The 21,570-nt window shown below is 45.7% G+C and carries 10 protein-coding genes; 1 reads left to right on the top strand and 9 read right to left on the bottom strand.

Going from position 1 to position 21,570, the window contains the following annotated elements; all coding sequences use genetic code 11:
* Positions 1-10 precede the first annotated feature (10 nt).
* Both J7I42_RS28660 and J7I42_RS28655 read right to left on the bottom strand, forming a co-directional pair.
* Positions 11-8,401 (bottom strand): Tc toxin subunit A-related protein, encoded by an 8,391-nt coding sequence (locus J7I42_RS28660; RefSeq protein WP_209142711.1) that lies wholly within the window; start codon positions 8,399-8,401, stop codon positions 11-13.
* 329 nt (positions 8,402-8,730) lie between these two features.
* On the bottom strand, positions 8,731-9,678 hold the full coding sequence (locus J7I42_RS28655; protein WP_209142709.1) for a hypothetical protein: 948 nt from the start codon (positions 9,676-9,678) through the stop codon (positions 8,731-8,733).
* 408 nt (positions 9,679-10,086) lie between these two features.
* Here J7I42_RS28655 and J7I42_RS28650 point away from each other — a divergent pair, with 408 nt between their 5' ends.
* Positions 10,087-12,882 carry an ATP-binding protein gene (locus J7I42_RS28650; protein WP_209142708.1) on the top strand — a complete coding sequence of 932 codons (2,796 nt, stop codon included), beginning with the start codon at positions 10,087-10,089 and terminating at the stop codon, positions 12,880-12,882.
* A 2-nt stretch (positions 12,883-12,884) separates the two neighbouring features.
* Here the strand turns inward: J7I42_RS28650 and J7I42_RS28645 are convergent, their stop codons facing one another.
* The 7 genes from J7I42_RS28645 to J7I42_RS28615 form a co-directional block, all read right to left on the bottom strand.
* Positions 12,885-14,243 carry a rhamnogalacturonidase gene (locus J7I42_RS28645; RefSeq protein WP_209142706.1) on the bottom strand — a complete coding sequence of 453 codons (1,359 nt, stop codon included), beginning with the start codon at positions 14,241-14,243 and terminating at the stop codon, positions 12,885-12,887.
* Positions 14,244-14,367: 124 nt separating this feature from the next.
* Positions 14,368-16,344 carry a fumarate reductase/succinate dehydrogenase flavoprotein subunit gene (locus tag J7I42_RS28640; protein ID WP_209142704.1) on the bottom strand — a complete coding sequence of 659 codons (1,977 nt, stop codon included), beginning with the start codon at positions 16,342-16,344 and terminating at the stop codon, positions 14,368-14,370.
* An 11-nt stretch (positions 16,345-16,355) separates the two neighbouring features.
* Positions 16,356-17,300, bottom strand: a complete 945-nt coding sequence (locus tag J7I42_RS28635; RefSeq protein WP_209142702.1) for a 1-phosphofructokinase family hexose kinase — start codon at positions 17,298-17,300, stop codon at positions 16,356-16,358.
* 11 nt (positions 17,301-17,311) lie between these two features.
* Entirely contained in the window at positions 17,312-17,788 is a 477-nt protein-coding gene (locus J7I42_RS28630) for a threonine/serine exporter family protein (protein ID WP_209142700.1), read from the bottom strand.
* Positions 17,788-18,573, bottom strand: a complete 786-nt coding sequence (locus J7I42_RS28625) for a threonine/serine exporter family protein (RefSeq protein WP_209142698.1) — start codon at positions 18,571-18,573, stop codon at positions 17,788-17,790. The genes J7I42_RS28630 and J7I42_RS28625 overlap by 1 nt, the downstream gene beginning before the upstream one ends.
* 10 nt (positions 18,574-18,583) lie before the next feature.
* Positions 18,584-20,452 carry a phosphoenolpyruvate carboxykinase (GTP) gene (locus J7I42_RS28620; protein WP_209142696.1) on the bottom strand — a complete coding sequence of 623 codons (1,869 nt, stop codon included), beginning with the start codon at positions 20,450-20,452 and terminating at the stop codon, positions 18,584-18,586.
* Between the two features lie 54 nt (positions 20,453-20,506).
* Entirely contained in the window at positions 20,507-21,364 is an 858-nt protein-coding gene (locus J7I42_RS28615; RefSeq protein WP_209142694.1) for a hypothetical protein, read from the bottom strand.
* Between the last annotated feature and the right edge of the window lie 206 nt (positions 21,365-21,570).

Genomic DNA, 21,570 nt, shown 5'->3' with positions numbered 1-21,570 from the left:
CGATCTCCTGTTATGCATTCAACTGTAATGAATACCGTACTACCAGCCACGCATCTTCCCAGGTGTTGGCGTCCGAAGCATTACTACCGGGGGTGAATACCCAGTTGGTACCCAGCTTTGGAAAATCACCGGTAAAGCTGAAATGCTGTATGTCTTCGATTACTGCAACCTTAGCCAGTGGTTTGCCATTTAATGCAACCGTGTTGGCTTCGCCCCTGATAAAAAGCGCTATGCCGGTTACCTGTTTATTTTTTACTTTCCGGTTGCGGGTAATAAATGGCAGCCTGTTTTCGAGTCCGGTCAACGTAAGCACCGGTGCTCCATCCGCCGGGTGTTGAAAGCGGTACCATTCGTTGGCAAATTCATGACGAACATTGAATAACTGCACCATGCCATCGTCGCCGTTCATATCTTCCATAAAATCGTTCAAATTGTCAATAGCAGCCTGCTTCAGCATGCCCCCGCCTTCACGGGCCACATATTGCATATGAATAATCACATCGGGTATGGTGCCATAATCGAACTGCCTGAATTCGGCCGGCAGTTCCAACCGCCAGCGGCTGATGGCGCCAGCCCCTTCAAAAGGCAGGTACCGTTCGTCGCGGAAGTTCAATTCAAACATCCCGGTATCATGCTGGGCATGACTGGTGGCAATAGATTGCAGCTGTGAGAAATTATGTACGAACCGGTTGTCGTTGGCAGCGGTTTCTTCGGCATATTGCGAACCGGTAATGCTGCTAACGCGGGTTTTATCGTTCAGCAAAGTAAGGGTGGCACTTACACTGGTATACGGTCCCGTTACACAGGGTATGGAAACACTCATACTTTTTATCCTGCGCATAAAATGCCCGGGGAAATCGAGATCGAACATTTCTTCGGTCAATTGCAACTCACAGACACCTTTTTCTTTCAGGTTGATCAATGCCACGGGGTCCCATTGTACCAGTGAAATGTGTTTGGTGATCTCAAAATCACGTTTGTTATTATCCAGGTAGGCTTTCTCCATTTGCCTGAGGGCCAGTGAAAGCTGATCAGCAGCCACCAGGCCATCCCGTTGCCCATTCCAGAAAGACAGTTTAATAAAGTTGGAGTTCAACTCGCCTCTTTCATAACGGTAGGCTTTTTCGGCTTTGCGAGCCATGTCATAAGCCAACTGGTATGCCTGACGGTACACAGCGCGCACCTGTCCCTCCATCCATTGGTACAATTCCTCGTTGGTATATTTGGTTGCCAGGTAGTTCTGCATTTCTGATGCCTGTTCTATTTGTACTTCCTGACTCTTCAGCTCTCTTTCGGCCATGCTAATACGTATACGGGCGGCAATGAGCTGTTTATCGATCTGTACCATTTCATTACCGGCGGTGTTGGCCTGTAAGATCCATTCCTGCCGTTGCCGGAGGAAAGCCGTTTTTTTGGCGGCGGAACCAGACTGGAATTGCAGAAAGTTAGACTTTGTTTGTACGCCTCTTGCACTGGCCCCAAACGCGGCCCCCAATTGCTGTCCGCCAAATGAAACGCTTACGCCTACCCCCAATGGTTCCCCATTTCCTGTGGTAGTGGGAATAACACCTGCTATACCGGCCATTGTCTCAAGCGAACCGGCAATCACCTGCAACTGGGCAGCCTCCCTCATTTTGGTCATCTCCTCCCTTTCATAATCAATGAGCATCATGTCACTGGCGTTCTGCACATCCCGGAACATCCCGGCGATATCGGTATAATCGGCATCGGCCGCAGGCACTGGATCTTTTATTCCCAGCAATTGCATAAAATGTTTAAGTCTTTTGCCTGTGTTCTCGCGGGTCTTGCTCAGTACCTCCAGCTGCGCCCTGGATTCATCGAGTTGAGCAGCTTTTACGGTATGGATGGCTTTTAACAGACTTACTTCGTGGGTACTACGCAAATTGGCCAGTGCTTCCGCATCGCGGCGCTCTATAACCGAGAGCAACTGACTTCCCAGCCCTTTCGCTTCTGCACACATCTCCAACGCCCTGGCTGTTAAATGCTGAAAACGGTAATAAGGCATGGCCACATTGAAATCGTTCAGCACACTGTTAAGGCTAACCCCATTGGCGGCTGCCTGTACCAGCAACGCGGGATCAATGGCTGGTTCAAATAAGGATAGTTTCTGCACTACCCCGTCGATATTCATACTGTGGCGCAATTTGAATAACCTGTCGGCTACAGTATCCCAATATTGCAGTAACTGCGGGTTGTTGGGAATATTAAAGTATAAAGCTGCACCAAAACCATATATATTATTACCGCGATAAGGTTTACCATGCTGGTTACCGCCTTCAAATACTACCTGGCCACTGTATGGGAAAGCCAGCTCCATTTCTACAAGGGCGTTACTGAAAACATCCCATTTATCTTTTAATGAATTATAAGACTGGGCTTTCACCTTGCCGCGTTCAGGCACTACCTGCGGACGCGGGCCCAGGATATGCCCTGCTATCACATACAGCATCAATGACTGGTTAATGGTTTCCAGCGTATTTTGCCGGTACAGATCGTCACCCCAGGCAATCAGGTTATCGAGGTATTTCATCACCACCGTTTTCATATAGGCCGCAGGACGAGAACGGGCAATCAAATGGGGGTTGAAGGGATCACTACGCCAAGCTCCTACATCGGCCGAACCAATGCCTGATTGCAGGTTGTATAGGATAGTAGTAATATCGTCTATGGCACTGGTTTTAAATGGCAGGAACTGCCAGTAGCGCCTGATATCGTTGTCTGCTCCCGGTGCCGTTGGGTCGAAGATATATTGATACCAATTACGCGCCTGTTCATACTGACGGCTTTTACTTAACCTGTCGGCAATCAACAGGGGAACATGAAAGAATAATTCCCAGTTATACACACTAAAGGGGCCAAATGATTCTTTAAACCAGTTCACATTGGTCACCTTTCCAAAATCAACACCGCCATCGGGCCACAAGTCAATATTCTGCGCGCCATAGGTTTCTTTTGCAACGGCATATACCGTGTTTCCCTGAGTGGATGGTTGAAACAAATTGCTGACTCCATACTCCTTTACATTTTTCAAAAACGACTGCGTATAGGGATGATACACATTCTGTACATCATACGTACTCTTTCCATAATCATAAAATCCTAACATCGTTCTGTTATGTGAATTATCAGAACGGTCTTCCTGGTAAACAAACCCTGGCGGCATTCCTCCATCGGCAAAATTCCTTTGAACCGACCTTACCAATTTGTACCCCGCCAACGATTTATTGAATATTATCCCATTCCGGTTATTCTCGTAGATAAGGCTGACCGGTGTCCAATAAACATCTGACGCATAAAAATTCATGTACCTGCCCGCAACCCATGCCGGATAAAAACGGTTAACATTGATCAGGTCACCCGTGGTGGCAGTCATTTTATTACCGTCCTGGAAGGTAAAAGCACCTGCCGATGACATTGTCAGGTCTATTTCGTAGTTGACATGGACCTTCAATTGCTCCTCCTGTGTTTCGGCTATAAAAAAGAACTTACTGACGGCCGGCGCCTTGGTCTGCGGCATGGTATTTACCACACACGCCGATGTTTGTTTGGCCGTCCATTTCCCTTCTTTATATTCCGACCAGGCCAATTTGATCTCCTGGTACTCCAGCGGCCTGACTTCACCTGTTGTTCTATTGGAAGCTTCTACAAACTTCATATTTGACACAGGTTTACCATCAACCGTGTTCTCCTTAGTTCTTTTGCTGAATACCGGCCAGAATAACAACAACCGGTTCTTCCATACTACCGGCACCAGGCTATTACCGTTCATTGGTTTGGTAAGGACGCCACTTTCTTTTTCATCTTCAATCAGCTGGATATCTGTTTCAATTTTATCCCAGGGTGTCCATACATGCTGGCTATGGTCGAATTTGGTGTAATAATATACATAAGGCATATTTCTGGTACGCCCGATAATATGGGAGAAAGTAAGGCGTGGGTAACCCCATACATAACTTTCATGGTACATGGCGCAGAAATCCAGATTACCCATTTCATTTAGTTTATTCAGGTAACCTTTAATTGCCATGTCCACCTTTTCAGGGGTAATCTCTTCCTGTAATAGTTCAGCTTCCAGTTCCCGGAAAAAGGTGCTTTTGGTATCCCGCAGATCGGGCTCTATCCAGTTCTCTGGATAAAGGAATACTTTTCGGTTGGCCTCCCAGGTGCGGTAGTGCTGCATCCACTCCCATCGTTGACGGTCAAGCAGGTCGGAAGTAATACCACTTTCCAATCCCAGGAAACAACGTTGAATAAAGGTTTGTACAGAAGAGATAGCCTGCTTTATACGTGAGGTTTCCATGTTGCTTTCCATCTGTACGTCTATCAAAAAGAACTCAAACAGTGTTTCTGCATCCAGTGGCACATCCCTGTTTTCTGCCCATTGTTTTAATGCAGGTTGTACGAGCAGATAACTGATGAGGGCATTGCGCTGGTTGGTGCGCAACACATCGTTCACCGGTTTTATTACCTCCTGCCATTCGTCCTGTGTATACAAAGCACGCATACTGCTGCGGATGCTTTCACTTACCTGCAGGCATTTATTAAAATCATCGCCGGGCGCTGCCCATGAAAAGAGTGTAGCCGTGCTTACGCCTGATTTTTCCGAAATAGCCAATGCCTGTTGCAGTTTTATCAAAGGACTTTCATCAACAAAACTGGCAACCGTTATATTGAACTGGCCCGCGCTGATCAGGCCAGTAACGCCTGAAAGATCCCAACCGGTCAATGCGGTGATCTTATCGGCAAGGTTAGTATTGATGCCATTACGCGTCCAGGCCAGGAACTCTGCCAGCGAAATGCTGCCTTTATTATAAGTGTTGCGCATTTTTGTATACTCCCTGAAACGTCGCCACATTGGCAAGGAAAATTCGTTCAGGTCCATGCCAGCCAAACCATCCTGACAAAGCTGTAATAACTTCAATTCAGTGGCTTCCAATGCAAAGTTTTTTATAAACAAGGCAGCCTTATGCGCTTTCTGCCAGGCAGCTATGAACTGGTCACGTTTTAAAGCAGTAAAAAAACAGGCATCAGGGACCTTCGTTTTAGGTAGTGTTGGGGTTTTCCAGAAAAACTGCGACAAATTTATACCCAGTCCTTTGATCTGGAGACTGTATAACTGGCCAGACTTTAACCTTTGAGGCGCACTTTCATATTGGGAAGCATTGCCCAACGATGGCTGCAAAACCAATAACTGGTCATCAAGATATACTTCAGGCTTCCTGCTGCTGTTTATAAGAATTGTATATACATCGTCGAACTGAGGAATAAGATAGCCGGTCCAGGTATTTGCACCTGGCTGTTGTGTATTCGTTTCCGAAACCGTTTCAATGTCTTTTATCAGGGACCGGGAGCCATCCGCAGCACTGAGCATATCTGAGAGTAACCATTCCGTCACAGCAGCATCAACCTGCAAACTGTCACTTAGCTTTTCAATTATCAATTGTTTTGTTAGCTGTGCTTTAAGAAATGGCAGGTATTGTTTATAAAACAGGGCAATTTTTACAGTCTGCGTGTTTACATCCATGTCTGGCCCCAGCACTCCATTTCTTTCCGGGCTGCCAGCCGGGAAAAGCACAAACAGGTTATCATCTACAAAAACGCCGGGTTGAACAATAAGCTCTTTCACGGCCCTGTAATAATCTGCATCTTTGGACAAAGCCATTATTGCATCCAATTGTTCAGCAGTCAATATTCCCTTTGCAGATACTGTTCCTTTCACCTTATCATAGGCAAATCTATCCGCCAGTGACACAGGAACAACTACCGGCAAACCTTCAACTGCCTGTGCTGTATAAACCAATTTCCCATTTAAGAAATCAATGATCCTGGCCGCTATCTCTTCTTTATATATCAATAACAGGTAACTTTTCAAAACTTCTGCGGTCACACCAGGCTGTTCCTTATACTCCTGCCCTATCTCCAATAAGCCATCGCGCAAGGAAACAGCCAGAGAAAGGAGTGTTTTCTCAGCAGGCAAAATCCCTGGTTCTGTTTTATTGGTAAAAAGATAATTTAATTGTTCTGGCTTAAACCGGGCCAGCTGTAGGTCTTCACACAGCATAATAAAATCCAGGGTGCCATCGGCATTTACAAACGGATTGCCGTACAATGCTATCAGCTGCAATAATCTTTTCACAGACAGCCTTAACAAACGGGCCAGGGTTACATACCGGAAAAGCACCGACAGGTTGTGCACCGATAACACATCGGGCATACCCGCAGTTGTGCGTATCATGGCCAAATCGTCGGCGGTTAGCTGAAGGGCAGCCAGCACGCCTGGTAAATGCGCTCCAATAGTAAGCGATTTGGCGAGGTAGTTATAATTCTCATCGGCGGCAAAAACGGGATCTATAGACAGGATGTTATGCGTAAGGAATAATTGCCTGTACAAAGACTGCTCGCCAAAGGTTTGCATATCGGTCCAAAAAGCAAGCAGGTAATTCAATGGCAATCCTGTTTGGGCTACCACTTTTTTTACCGCTATCAGTTGTTGCAGCAAACCGGGTGTTATTTCGTAGCGCCGGGTGTTGCTGTCAGGTGTAACCAGTCCCAGCAATGCCAGATCAGTTTCCTGTATTGACCAGTTTAGCTTTTTGTATAACCTGACAAACCGGTGTATAGCCTCATACTCGGCTGTGGTAATGCCCGAACCGTCGAGGTGTTGCAACAGCGCGTTGCTGATATCATAACTTTCAGCAACACTTCGCAAATCGGCCAGTGGCGCCCCCTCGCCGGGTGTAGTGCCACCCAGCTCTATAACGATCATTTTACCAATTGGCTCAAAATACTGCAACACCCAATTCTTTACAGCGGTCTTATCTTCCGGTGTTGTAAATACAGCCTGCAACAATTGTATTACCTGCGCATATTTTACAGCCGGATCGGTTGCATTTACTACTAATGATTGTAAATAGCGATAGCTGTAAGGGATGCGCTGTAACATGGCCAGGGCTGCGCCTTTTGGACGGGCAATATTAACACTTCCAGCGTCCAGCATGGCAACCAGTTCTTTGAAGCTGATGCCAGTAGTTGGCAGGAAACGGCTTTTAACCTGTTTCATTTGTGTCAGCATTTCGGTTTCTGTATTGAAACCATAATACTGCCATACATTTTTTACCCCAATAGTGGTATAAAACTCCTGCTGGGTAAGTACCTTGCCGGCCTTTGCATCATAATAGGACTTCCGGTAAAAATCTTCTTTGGTCAAGATCACATATTCCAGTCTGGAAAGCGACAATATTTCTGCCTGTTGCGCTCTTTGCAGCGCCACTGCATCTTCAGGTGTTCCGCTTTTGGTAAATGTATTGAGCAAAGCACCCCTCGACACACCCATCTTTTCCAACAACAGGCGAATTGCGTCTAATGGCTGATTATAAGGCAATGCAAACGGGTATACCGCTTCATTCAGTTTACTATAGGCTGCATAATTGATGTGTTGTGGAATGGCCAGCAATTCTTCTGTTGGCTCATCAGTTACATTAAACACTTCCAGTTGCGCCTGACCCTCCGCCTGGTAATCGGGCAAATGCACTATAAAGCTTTCCATGATCTCGTTCACAATATCGATGTAGGGCAACACGGTATTGGCATTCTCACAGGTAAGCTGCAGATTACCAATATCAGGACGTCTTTTCAACAACTCCGGCAATGGATATCCGCTATCGCCTACATGGGCCATATATTGTAATAGTTCAACCAAATAGGCTGAGGCACTGTATACAGAACGACATTCGTCGCACTCACACAGATCGGCATTACCAAAAAGGGTTTCCCAATTTAACGTGAGGTTACTCTGATCGGTCATTTCCTGTAAAACAGCAAGTGCTTCCTGTTTACCGCCTTTGCCATCGATGGCCGCGACCGAGATACCGGCTACTTTATCCCGCAACGCAGTAAACAAATACTCATTACGGGCATTTACATTTGCAACCTGTTCATATACCTGAGCTGCCGCTTCCTCTCCACCCAGCTGTTTGGTAAAGGTGTTTACAAATGTGCTTTTAGGTTGGGCAACTATCTTATGGGCCGAAGTAAGATTGGCCTCCATCATTACCGGCATTACAACCGGATCATCGCTGAGAGAAGAAATGCGTTGGATCGTTTTAAGCGTATCCATCACTCCGGCATGTTGCAGAGGGTCCACCTTTGCCAAAGAGGCCCTTTGTTGTTTTGCGGCCGCATAAACAGATGTTTTGCGAATATCAAAGTCAGGATGTTGCTCAAAGAAAGACAAGACCCCATCACGGACCTCTTTGTCCGGTATGGGCAGCTCGGCATTTTTTATCATTTGAACAATAACCGCCGACGGTTCTTTTCGAAACAATTCCTGTTTTTCTTTTGCAAGATTGTCAGACAAACCACGATTCTCATGTTTTTTCATGGCGTTTGTTTAATAAGTTTTTTGATTAATAGTAAAGTTGATAAATGTGTTATTAGAAGAGAGGGAACAGGGAACGGTGCAGATCAGTCGAAAGTGGACATGGCGCATACAACAGGTATAAGGTTATTAATGGGATTTTCGGAACGAAGGTACCCGCAGTAACGGGGACAGTATACGCTGTACTGACTGAACTGTAACTATTAATGAATGAATCGTATGATAAATAACACATATAGGGGTATAAAAAAACAATGAGAAAGCACCTGATGGAACTTTCTCATTTTTTTACAAGCTTATACCAATTCAACAGTCCTGTCATTTCAGACTGTCTATCCGATATTCCTTGGGAAACCAACGGCAACATTTGGAACAATAGCACGTGTATCAATCGGGCCTAACGGAGACATCTTATGGTCAACAATAGGAAAGTTCAATTTTGTGAATGTGACAGAAGCAGTTGTTTTAAAAAAATCTTTAACCAGCTCAGGGCGCTGACTGGCGCCTTTGCCAACCTGTGCAGCCAACTCCTTTTCAATATTATCATTTACCTCCTCCATCATACTGGCAATACCCTTTTCAACTTCCTTTTGAATATCGTCCTTGCTTACAAAGATCCCGGTAAGTACATCCCAGCCCGGAAGATCAATATCCATATCAGTCACTTCACCAACTATAAAATGTGACAAATTGAATGAAGTAGATGTTGACAGGTGGACGTTGAACTTAAGATCAGCGCCCCGGCCGCTGCCACTTACAGAAATAAACCCATCCTTGATCCAGGCGCTTAATTTATCCAGGTCCTTGAGTTGCGCCTTTGTCTGTTTAACCTGTTCATTCACTTTGTCCTGTGAAATACCACCTACTGTTGGAAAATCGAAAAGCGCAAAGAAAATATCAACGTCCCCGCCTTTGAATTTCGTAATATCAAAAGCACTGCTGCGGTAAACCGCTTCAAAAGCGGGAAGAATGCGCCCATTTATATTAAAAGTGCCTACTTTTTTATAGACGACGAAATAGGCCATTTTGTTAATCATAAGGTGCTTGAGCAAACTATCAGAAATGTTCAGACTAAATTTACCATCTGCTGATGAAATGGTTTCCGCGGAAACGGAGGGAATTTGCGCTGGAAGGAGTCCTTCTAATATGGAACCCAAATGAATATGCAGACCTGGCGCACTTTTAAATGTACCGGCCAAAGGCTTTTTAGGGTTACTTAAAAAAGAAGGGGCAAAATGAACAAAGTCAGTCACTTCATGGATGTGTCCTGAGATTTTCATAATAAAGTTTTTAAATGATGAGATAATTGTTGAGAAATGCATACTAATCTACTTATCCTGACAAACCTCAACAATACCATAAACAGGCCGTTTTACAATACAGCACAATGGTGCCGGCCGGGTATACTATACCACTAACAGGGAGGTGTATATCAACCGCACCCTATACTTCAATGCGTTCCTATATTACCGTGTCAGATTTATGCATTTCAGGAATTTAAAATCAGGTGTTTTTCCCGTTTTAAATAATACTTTTTTTTCGTAAGGGCCGTCACCTGACTGTATAGCTCATCCATTTTACAGAAGGTATACCGGAGATCGATCCCGTTTTCAGGACTTCATAAAGCGAATTAATCTAAACGAATTACTACCTTTATACACCCGGCTAAAGCCACTAAATTCTTTCGCATGTATAATGAAGACCATAAGAATATTAGCGCCCAGTGCTTAAATCCGAGTGAATACAAAGACCTGCTGCAGGCAACGATCGACAGTTCCCTCGACATCATTCAATTGTTTAAAGCTGTACGCAATGAGGAAGGCCGGATCATTGATTTTGTCTGGCTCCTCAATAACAAAAAAGCCATTGAACAAAATGGCGACGTCACAGGCAGAAGCCTCCTACAGCAACATCCGGGGGTTGTTGAAGCGGGGATTTTTGAGAAAATGGTTAAAGTAACCGAAACAGGCAAACCAAGCGAGGAAGAGATGTACTATAATTACGAACAATTCGATGGCTGGTTTTACCAGGCCGTCGTAAGATCAGGCGATGGCGTTGTATTGACCACGCGCGATATCACCAAACAGAAAAATGCCGAGGCAGAAATAATGAAAAGCAGGGACTTACTGCTGGCCATGATGGATGCACCCAATATTGGTATTGGCGTTTTTAAGGTGGTCAGAAACAACCATGGGAAAATAATAGACTTTATATTCGATTTCGTAAATAAAAGGACTTTAGAAGCGTTCGGCGGCAACGATCCTACCGGCACTCTGCTCTCCAGTTATGGAAGTGACGGAATAGAACAATTACAATATTTCAAAGAAGTAATTGAAACGGGAAATAACAATTCATATACAAGAAAGGCAGAGTCCGGGATTGTGGAAGGGTGGTTTCTTTTTTCCAATGCACCTATTGGCAATGATCGGTTGATACAGGTGTGGGAAGACATTACCGACTTAAAAAAGGCCGAGCAGGAAATAAAAGCCACCAGCAATCTTTTGCAGTCAGTGCTGAATGTTTCGCTTTCAGGCATTTCTTATTACTGTCCCGTGTTCAATGAAGAAAATAAAATTATTGACTTTGAATGGGTGCTTACAAACAACAGGGCCAATCATTATGGAGGCGACCGTTCATTGATCGGTAAACGCTGGATGGAGGAATACCCGGGCATAAAAGAATGCGGTGTTCTTGACAAAATGATCGCTGTGGTGGAGAAAGGAGAAATACAGGATTGGGAATTCCCTTATACGCTTGATGGGTCCCACCAATGGATCCGTCTGACGGGTGTAAAATTAGGGAATGGACTGGTCACCTCCTCTGAAGATATAACGGCACGCAAGCTGGCGGAGAAGGAAATACTGGACCTCAAAGATGAAATAGCCAGCAATGCGACAAACAAATACTACTCCATTTTTAATTCCATTAACGAAGGCTTCTGCATTTATGAACTGGTATATAACAATGAAAAAGCAGATGACCTTAGGTGGGTGGAAGTGAACCCTGCATTTGAAAAGCAAACGGGTTTAAAAGACACGGTAGGTAAACTGGCCAGCGAAGTAATGCCAGGTACAGAAACTTACTGGTTCGAAGCATACGACAAGGCCGCCAAAACAGGCGAAGCGGTCCATTTTGAAAACTGGCATGAACCCACCGGGCGCTGGTACTACACGTTTGCTTCCCGGATTGGCGGTGCAAACAGCAGGCAGGTGGCCGTTTTATTTTCCGACATCACAAAACGCAAACAACAGGAACAGCGTCAGCAATTTCTGCTCAATTTCAGTGATACCCTGCGCACGATCGCCGATCCTATAGAAACACAACGTGCCGCCATGCGGATGCTTGGCGAACACCTGAAAGTAAGCCGCACCTTCTATTACTCGTTGGTGCAGGAAAACGACAACTGGACCTATATCATTGATGACGACTGGCACGCCGATCCAACTCAACCAACCTTTTCAGGCCGGTTCCTATCCACCGATTTTGGTGCACATACGTTTACCCGTTTGCCGCTGGGTGAAGCCTATATTTGCCCCAACAGCCACCAACTCGATATTACTCCAACGGAGCTTCAACACTATCTCGATCTTCAGATCATCGGCTGGATCGCCTATCCTATAATCAGACAGGGCATCTATGAAGGCGGTGTATGCATTCATAGTCCGGTTGCCCGTAACTGGACGGAGGAAGAGATCACATTGACTGCCGAGGTAGCTGAGCGCACCTGGGAGGCCGTAGAGCGAGCCAATGCGGAGGAAGCCCTGCGTAAAAGTGAAATTAAATTGAAAGAACTGCTTCAGATCCGTGAAGATTTTATAGGCGTTGCCAGTCATGAATTGAAAACACCCGTCACCAGCATAAAAGTATATGCAGAAGTGGTACAGGAAAAGCTGGAAAAAAGAGAATGGGTGGAAGAAGGAGAACTGATGAAACGACTGAATACCCAGATTGACCGGCTTAATAAATTGATCAATGACCTGCTGAATACCACGAAAATATCGGCAGGAAAGCTACACTTCTGTTTTGGCCCAACCGACCTGAATAAAGTGATACAAGAACGGCTTGAAGAGGTAAAAAGAACAACGAAACATAATTTTGTCATAGAATTGGGCGACTTACCTGTGGTCACTTCCGACCAGGAACGCATTGGCCAGGTGATCACCAACCTGTTAACCAACGCTATTAAATACTCGCCCATTACTACAACGGTGACCATTAAAAGTTCACTTGCCGGTGATAGTATACAGGTAAGCGTTCTTGATAAGGGGTACGGCATCTCTCCCAATGACCAGCTGAAGATCTTTGACCGTTTTTACCGGGTAACTGAAAACAACATGGACACCTTTCCCGGCATGGGATTGGGTCTTTATATCTCGTCACAAATTATTCAACAGCATGGCGGCACGCTGACCGTCGTAAGCGAACCGGGTAACGGATCGGTATTTACTTTTACCATTCCCATAAAGAGTTTGAGATCAGATTGATCTCAAAAACTCTTTTTTCCGTTAATGGTAATATTATTCAATTTAAAATTCTCAACCACCGATGTATCTATTACTAAATTATTCTTCGCCGTTATGTTCAAATTCTCAAAGGTGAAGTCAGCTAATTTATAATTGAAAGCATTTACGTTGTTACGGTTTTCAGCAACTCCCACATTAAAAAAGTTGTTGCAGTCCAGTTTAATATTACGCATGATGATGTGGCGACTATAGGAATCCCTTGATGCTTTTTCGCCTTTGAGGTCGAAGAATTGCGTCCAGGGGCGGATGAACAGAAAATTACCGATGTCGTTGCCTTCTACATCCTCTACTAATACATACTCATAGTCCTGTGGGGTATCGGGGCGCATTTTGAGCCAAAGCAAACGCTCGGCGTTGTTTATTTTTATCCGGCGCAGGATTATGTTCCGGTCATGGATAGATTCGCTTCCCAGGGTTAATACGCCGTGACAGAACCCATATATACAATCCTCGATGATGATATTCTCATTGCTTCCATTATTGGGGTCCTTGTCGGCATGCGGGCCCTTACCGCCCTTCAGTGCCACGGCATCATCATTTACAGACAAATAGCAATTTTTGATCAGGAAATTTTTGCAGCCATCAATATCCACCGCATCGGTGCTTGGCGCCTTTACCGGTGTTTTGGGGGAATAGATATGAAGATTGAGCAGCTTTACGTTATCACACTTATAAAAGTGGGTCGTCCAGAAAGGCGAGTTCATACAGGTCACGCCGGCAACCTGAACGTTCCTGCTATTTGAGACATACAGCAACCTCGGCCGCATTTCATCCATATTGGTACAGTTGGGATTGAATTCCCGCCTTAACCAAAATGCTTTCCAGTAGCGTAATCCATTGCCATCAATGGTCCCTTTCCCCGAGATCGTGAATCCATCCAGCCCATCTGCATTGACCAACGCCGCAAAGTATTTAAGCGTTTGCCCCTCCATGCGGGTCATAACTATGGGGAAATTGCTGATATCATCACTGCCTTTCAACCTGGCGCCATTTTCAAGATACAGGTGTGTTCCCTGTTTGAAAAACAGCGAACCACTCAGGAAAGTTCCTTTTGGTATAACTATCACACCACCGCCGCTTGTATATGCTTTATCTATGACGGCCTGTAATTTTTGTGTTTGTACGACCGTGCTGTCGTTTTTTACGTTATGATCGGTGATCCGGTAATGCTTTCCGAGTTTGTTTATATCGGTAGGAATGTTTTGTCTGAACCAATCTGGGATGGGCGTTCCATCAGGGAATGTTTCCTGGGCCAATACATTTCCGTTCAAGGCAATAGCAACCAGGAGCAATAGGGCAAGCTTACATGTTCGTATCATCATTAACCTTTAATTTGTGTCCTCGTTAGAAGTGGCTCTTTTTGGGCAGCCCCGAAGATAAGTAAACGATTCTGGCAAAAATTATCTGAATAATTCCTTTTGCTCATCCTGCCCTATCCTGTATCCCCTATTGATAACTTCGCTGACTGGCCTTCACTTCTTCATACTTCAATTCTTCTTTATGCAATTCCCATTCATGATCACCTTTGTATTCCCATGCCGCAACATGCATGTATTGCGCGTCATTTCGTACTGCTTCGCCGTCCGGCGTTTGAAATTCTTCCCTGAAATGCCCGCCCGCACTTTCATTTCTATGCAATGCATCAACGCATATCAGTTCTGCCAGTTCAATAAAATCAGCAACGCGGTGGGCTTTTTCGAGCTCTGGATTTAACTCATTGATCTTTCCCGGGATTCTGAGGTCCTGCCAAAATTCCTGTTTTACCTGTTTCACGTCCTGAATGGCCTGCTGCAACCCCTGCGCATTGCGCGACATGCCACATTTATCCCACATGATCTTCCCCAGTTTCTTATGAAAACTTAAAACAGATTGAGCACCCTTGATGTTCATCAACCTGTTTATATGGTTTGACACGTTTTTCTCGGCTTCCTCGAATGCAGGATGACTCACTGGCGGAACGGGGGTACTGATCTCATCGGCCAGGTAATTACCTACGGTATAGGGGATCACAAAATAGCCATCGGCCAGGGCCTGCAACAGGGCGTTTGCACCAAGGCGATTGGCGCCATTGTCAGAAAAATTGGCCTCCCCCAATACGTACAACCCCTTCACGGTGCTCATCAACTCATAGTTCACCCATAACCCGCCCATCGTATAATGAACTGCGGGGTAAATTCTCATCGGCACTTCATATGGATTTTCTCCGGTAATGCCTTTATACATGTCGAAAAGATTGCCATACTTCTCTTTCACCACTGCCATTCCACGATGACGGATCTCTTCGGCGGTTGGCTGTTGGATCTTTAATTTATTACATTCAATCCTGCCATATCTGTTGATGGCATCGGCATAGTCCAGGTACACGGCCTGCTTTGATGAACCCACTCCATACCCGGCATCACATCTTTCCTTGGCAGCTCGTGATGCCACGTCCCTTGGCACCAGATTACCGAACGCGGGGTATCTTCTCTCCAAATAGTAATCCCGGTCCGCTTCGGGTATCTCATTTGCTTTTCTTGCTTCGCCCGGCTTTTTGGGAACCCAGATACGACCATCGTTTCGCAACGATTCAGACATCATGGTCAGTTTGCTTTGGTGATCGCCGGCGACCGGAATACAGGTAGGGTGAATTTGTGTGAAGCATGGGTTGCCAAAGTACGCCCCTTTCTTGTGTGCTTTCCAGATGGCCGTTACATTACACCCCAGCGCATTTGTGGAGAGAAAAAAAACACCGCTGTAGCCACCGGTGCAAAGCAGCACCGCATGCGCTGAATACCGTTCTAATTCGCCGGTGATCAGATCGCGCACAATGATGCCGCGGCATTTCCCATCAATATTTACAATATCCAACATTTCGTGGCGTGCATACATCCATACATTGCCAAGTGCCACCTGTCGTTCCAGGGCCTGGTAAGCCCCAATGAGCAGTTGCTGACCGGTTTGACCGGCAGCATAAAAAGTCCGCTGCACCTGGGTACCCCCAAATGAACGGTTGCTTAACAATCCGCCATATTCTCTTGCGAAAGGCACCCCCTGCGCCACGCATTGATCAATGACATGACCACTTACCTCAGCCAGCCGATACACATTTGCCTCCCTGGAGCGATAGTCGCCTCCTTTGATTGTATCATAAAACATCCGATACACACTATCGCCATCATTCTGATAATTTTTCGCGGCATTGATGCCGCCTTGTGCTGCAATTGAATGCGCCCGGCGTGGCGAATCCTGGAAACAAAATACTTTTACCTGATAACCCAATTCGCCTAATGAGGCAGCAGCTGACGCCCCCGCCAAACCGGACCCTACCACGATGATCTGCATCTTGCGCTTATTCGCCGGATTTACCAGTTTACAATGGTCTTTGTAACTGCTCCATTTATCATGTAAAGGTCCTTGCGGAATTTTTGAATCCAATGCCATTGCTTCACTGATTAAATTGTTTCTTCCGTATTGACAATAAAAAATGAACGGACCTTATCAAGGTTCTCCCGGGTACATAGTCCGGAACCGGCATTTATGGTGGCGGCGGTCCCGGCGGCCACCCCATACTTCAAGACATCTTTCCATGGCAGTTGTTTTTGCATGCCTATAATAATTCCAGCCACCATGCTGTCACCGGCGCCCACGGTGCTTTTTATTTTTATTGTAGGGGCCGGTTGATGATAGTATTCATTTGCTGTGATCAGCATGGCACCGGCAGCTCCCATTGAAACAACCAGGACCTCACAGTTGCTTTTATTGATAACAACTCTTGCTGCTTCCACCACACTATTGGCATCCAATTCCGCACCACCTGCCAAATGACTCAATTCACCCAGGTTTGGTTTTGCCAGAAATACGCCTTCCTCCAGGGCAAACTTCAAGGCGTCTCCGGATGTATCAAGGATCAGCTTCGATCCTTTCGCTTTTACTATATCGGCGGCCTCCGCATAAAAATCAGGCGGAACGCCTGCAGGATTACTTCCGCTGATCACGGTATAACTGAAATCTTTTGCGTTCTTTAGCATCAACAGGCAGTTGCGCCATTCACGCTCAGCTATATCCGGACCAGGCATTCCGAAACGGTACTGCAGATAATTTGACCCATCATGCACGATGAGATTTTGCCTGGTACTGCCTTCAATAGGGACAACCAATGTTTCAATGTCTTCCTTTTCAACCAGCTCCGTAAAAAACTGGCCGGTATGGCCGCCTGCCATAAACATAGCGGTAGAGGGGTAACCTATTTTATGCAACACGCGTGATACATTGACCCCGCCCCCACCGGGTTCAAATGAAGGCGCCGAACAGCGCAATTTCTTTTCAGGCAATAGCGCGGGAATAGTTGTACTTACATCTATTGCGGGGTTCAGTGTAATGGTCAGCACTTTTTCCATGACCTTCTTTTTTAGTTGATTTTTTTAGCGATCTCTTTTCCAATCTCGTAAGGAATAATAATCCCTATGGTGAATGACAGGATGATAAAAAGGGTCAATGCGCCATTGCGCACTGTTTCTGATAAAATGCGGGAATAGTCAGCATCCACATTCCCGGTCAGTTTTATCAGTCCATACATAGTACGGTATGCAAACGCCCCCGGCACAAGAGGAATAACAGTAGGAATAGTCAGGATCATAGGTGGTTCACGCCGGATGCGGGCAATGACTACGCTGTAAATACCCACCACCAGCGCTGCCACGAAAGTGGCCAGGATTATTGAAGAGGAGATATACAGTAATACCCCGTATTTAATAAGTCCTACCAGGGCGCCCCCAATCCACACAGTGGCCAGGTATTTCCGGGGCACATTGAATAGTATAGCAAACCCAAAGGCTGCACAGCCGACCCAGAAAGCTTTAAACAGCATATTTAGTAATTCTGACATTACTCTTTCAAATTTAAAATGGCAATAGTGGTTAATAGTCCTAATGCGATAGCCATTATATGGCTCAGGGCATTTACCCCCTTTGCTATTCCATTCACTGTGCTTCCTTCAATAAGATCGGTGAAAGAATTGATCAACAGAACACCCGGGATAAGAAACAACACGCAGGTGGAAAATGCATTTACCGGTGAGTCGATCAGACCCGTTATATGAAAAAGCCCGGTAAAAAAAGAGGCTGCCGTTGCTGCGATGTAAGTAATGATGTAAGGATTGAAGTTTGCTCTTGTCAATTGCTGCTTTACAAACAAACCACAAAAGGTGGCGCTGAATGTGATGGCCATTTCGACATAACCGCCGCCGAAAGTATAACAGAAGGCCGCACCGGCAAGACTTACAAAGCAGAGTAAGACCAACCGGGGGTAATGTCCGGGTGCCTGGCACTTTTTTATTTCATTCTTTAGCTCCTGTACCGACCATCCCTTTTCTGCTGCCAGCCAGCTCAGCCGGCTCATTCCTGAGATCACGGCAAAATTGATTCCATGTACCGCTGTGCGGCGAACATCATTGAACAGCGCATTCCCGTTTTTATCATTTAAAACAAGCGAAACTGAGCTGGTGCCAATGGTAACGAGCGGTACATACTGGTATACCGCCGCCAGTTCAGACATGGCGGTTCTTATCCGCTCGCTGTTGGCCCCCGCTTGTAAAAGTGAGATGCCAACATCGAGTAATAAAGTACCAAAGGCATTGTTTTCAATCACCGTTGTTGCGATCTTTTCTTCCATATGTTTGACTTCACTCATCATATTCGAATTCAGGCGCCATACCCCATTTTCCCTGCGACCGCCATAATGAGGATAATAATAAAACCCGCATAAAGAAAAATTCCTTGGGTAGTTTATCATAGATCCTTGAAAACAGTTCCTCATGATCAAACAATTCCTTTTTCCATTGCGCCGGGTCTATATCCATGATCTTATTGAAATCATCTTTTGAAAAATCAATCCCTGTCCAATCAAGGTCTTCATACCTTGGCACCCAGCCTATGGGACGTTCAACAGAAGATGCTTTACCCTGAATGCGTTCAACAATCCATTTCAACACTCTTATATTTTCGCCAAATCCCGGCCATACAAATTTTCCCTGTTCGTCCTTTCTGAACCAGTTAACGCCGAAGATGCGAGGAGCGTTTGGCAGTTCCCTTCCAAACTGCAACCAGTGATCGAGGTAATCAGCGATGTGATAGCCAACAAAAGGCAACATGGCAAAGGGGTCTCTTCTTACTTTGCCTATTTCACCAAAGGCTGCAGCGGTTGTTTCCGACCCCATGGTGGCGGCAAGATAAACGCCAAAACTCCAGTTAAACGATTGATAAACCAGCGGCACAACCGCACTACGCCTTCCACCGAAGATAAAACCTTCAATATGCACGCCATCCGGGTTCTCCCACTCTGGATCAATTGCGGGGTTCTGTTTTGCCGCGACAGTAAACCGCGAATTAGGATGGGCTGCGGGTTTGCCACTTTGAGGATCCCATTCGTTCCCATGCCAATCTATCAATCCTTCAGGAGGCTGTGGGGTCAATCCCTCCCACCATACATCCAGTTCCGGTGTAACAGCAACATTGGTGAAAATTGTATTGGCCTTTATTGTTTCCATGGCATTGGGATTGGTGTTATAATTGGTACCGGGAACAACCCCAAAATATCCTGCTTCAGGATTTATAGCCAGAAGGCGGCCATCTTCCTGCGGATAGATCCATGCAATATCGTCCCCTACGGTAGTTATTTTCCAGCCTGCTAATCCCTTTGCAGGGATCATCATAGAAAAGTTTGTTTTGCCACAGGCGCTTGGAAATGCCGCCGCCAGATAGGTCTTATTGCCTTCCGGGGAAGTGACCCCTGTAATAAGCATATGCTCGGCAAGCCAATGTTCTTCCCTACCCAATACAGATGCTATCCGGAGCGCAAAACATTTTTTCCCCAATAAAGCATTCCCACCATATCCACTGCCGTACGACATAATGATCCTATCCTCTGGGAAATGCGCTATATATTTCACTGCCGGATCGCAGGGCCAGGTACTGTCTTCCTCCCCTGGTTTTAATGGCGCCCCTACGGTGTGAATACATTCAACATAGTTGTCTTTTTCGAGATGGGGATAAATATCTTCGCCCATCCGGGTCATCGTGCGCATACTCACTACCACATATTCTGAATCGGTCAGTTGAATACCGTATCTTGAAAATCTGGAACCAACTGGCCCCATGCAAAAGGGAATAACATATAAAGTACGACCACTCATACAGCCATTCATCAGGTCGTTAAGAATTGATTTCATTTGCTTTGGCGCCATCCAGTTATTAGTGGGACCTGCATCTTTTTTTAACCGGCTGCAGATAAAGGTCCTGTCTTCAACCCGGGCCACATCACTTGGGTCCGTAAAACAGGCGAAGCTATTGGGTCGTTTATCTGGATTCAGCTTAATAAACGTTCCCTTATTCACCAGCTTGTCACACAAATATTGAAATTCGCCCTCGGAACCGTCGCACCAATGAACATCTGCGGCCTCGCAATAAGAAGCGAAACTCTCCACCATTGATTCTATTTCTCTTTTTGCCGGAAAGGAAATATGGCTTAGACTAAATTCAATTTGTAATTTCATATATCACATATTAATAGGCTATTGAAAAAGAATTACTGTCTTTTAAAAGTGGGCTCAGGCTGTTGCTGCCACCTGCTCACCTTTTGCAGCGAAAATGAATTGCTTCCCTGTCTGCAGATTGGTTACATTGTCGGTAAAAAGCAAGGTCGTCTCCCCTTCACAAAGCAACAGGTAATCTCCCAGGGTGTGATGGCTTGCCAATGCGGTGTGAATGCCCGCTGTTCCCGGTATTTCACTGATAACCGGCTTAGGCGCTGATGTGACCAGCCATTCCGCCCAATCGTTACGGAACCACAGCGTAGGCAGCAGATGCAGTTCGGCAGCATGCGGTCTCCGATTGACGGCCTGGATGTTCACAAGTATCTCTTCTGGTGTTGCCTTGGCATATTCTACATATACATCAAAGTAGCAATCTTCATTGAATACGCCGGTATCAAGCAATTCATATTCAAATTCCCGTCGGGAACGGTGGCGGTTTGTTTCCACAAGATCAGCATATGGGAAAGCTGCCTGCGGGTATTTGTAGAGGTATTTCATGTACGAATGTGTAGGAGTTGAATCCAGATAGAAATAGTACTCCTTCACGTCTTCACCATGGTTTCCCTCCGTGTTCGTTAAACCAAAGAGCCGTTCTTTCAGAATGGGATCTTTACCGTTCCACAACGCCAGTGCAAAACACAGGTTCTGTCTGTCATTGCTGATGCCAGCCAGGCCATCCTCTCCCCAACGGTAAGTGCGCGCCCTGGCCTGATCATGGGTGAAATAATTCCAGGCGTCACCTCCTTCACTATAATCTTCACGCACGGTTCCCCACTGCCGCTCACTTAAGTAAGGGCCCCATTTTTTCCAGGCAGCCGTGCCATTGCCTGCCTCCTGTAACCGGCTTTGTTCTTTTGTTATGATAGGTGTCATGATCTGCACAAAAAATGAAAACACGATAAAACAGCAAACAACCAGTGATATAACACAATACAGGGCCTGGGACTATTTTACAGAACAGTTAAAAAACTTATGTGATCTTTTAGGAAATGCAGCGTGGTTTTTAACGCACCATGATCAATGCGTTTTAGGAAAGGGATAAGATCGCTAAATAAAGTTATTTGATTTTTTGCTTTTCA

The organism is Niastella soli (assembly GCF_017742245.1).
Taxonomy (GTDB): Bacteria; Bacteroidota; Bacteroidia; order Chitinophagales; family Chitinophagaceae; genus Niastella; species Niastella soli.
The sequence above is the reverse complement of the archived record's forward strand: the minus strand, read 5'-3'. Positions and strand labels throughout refer to the sequence as shown.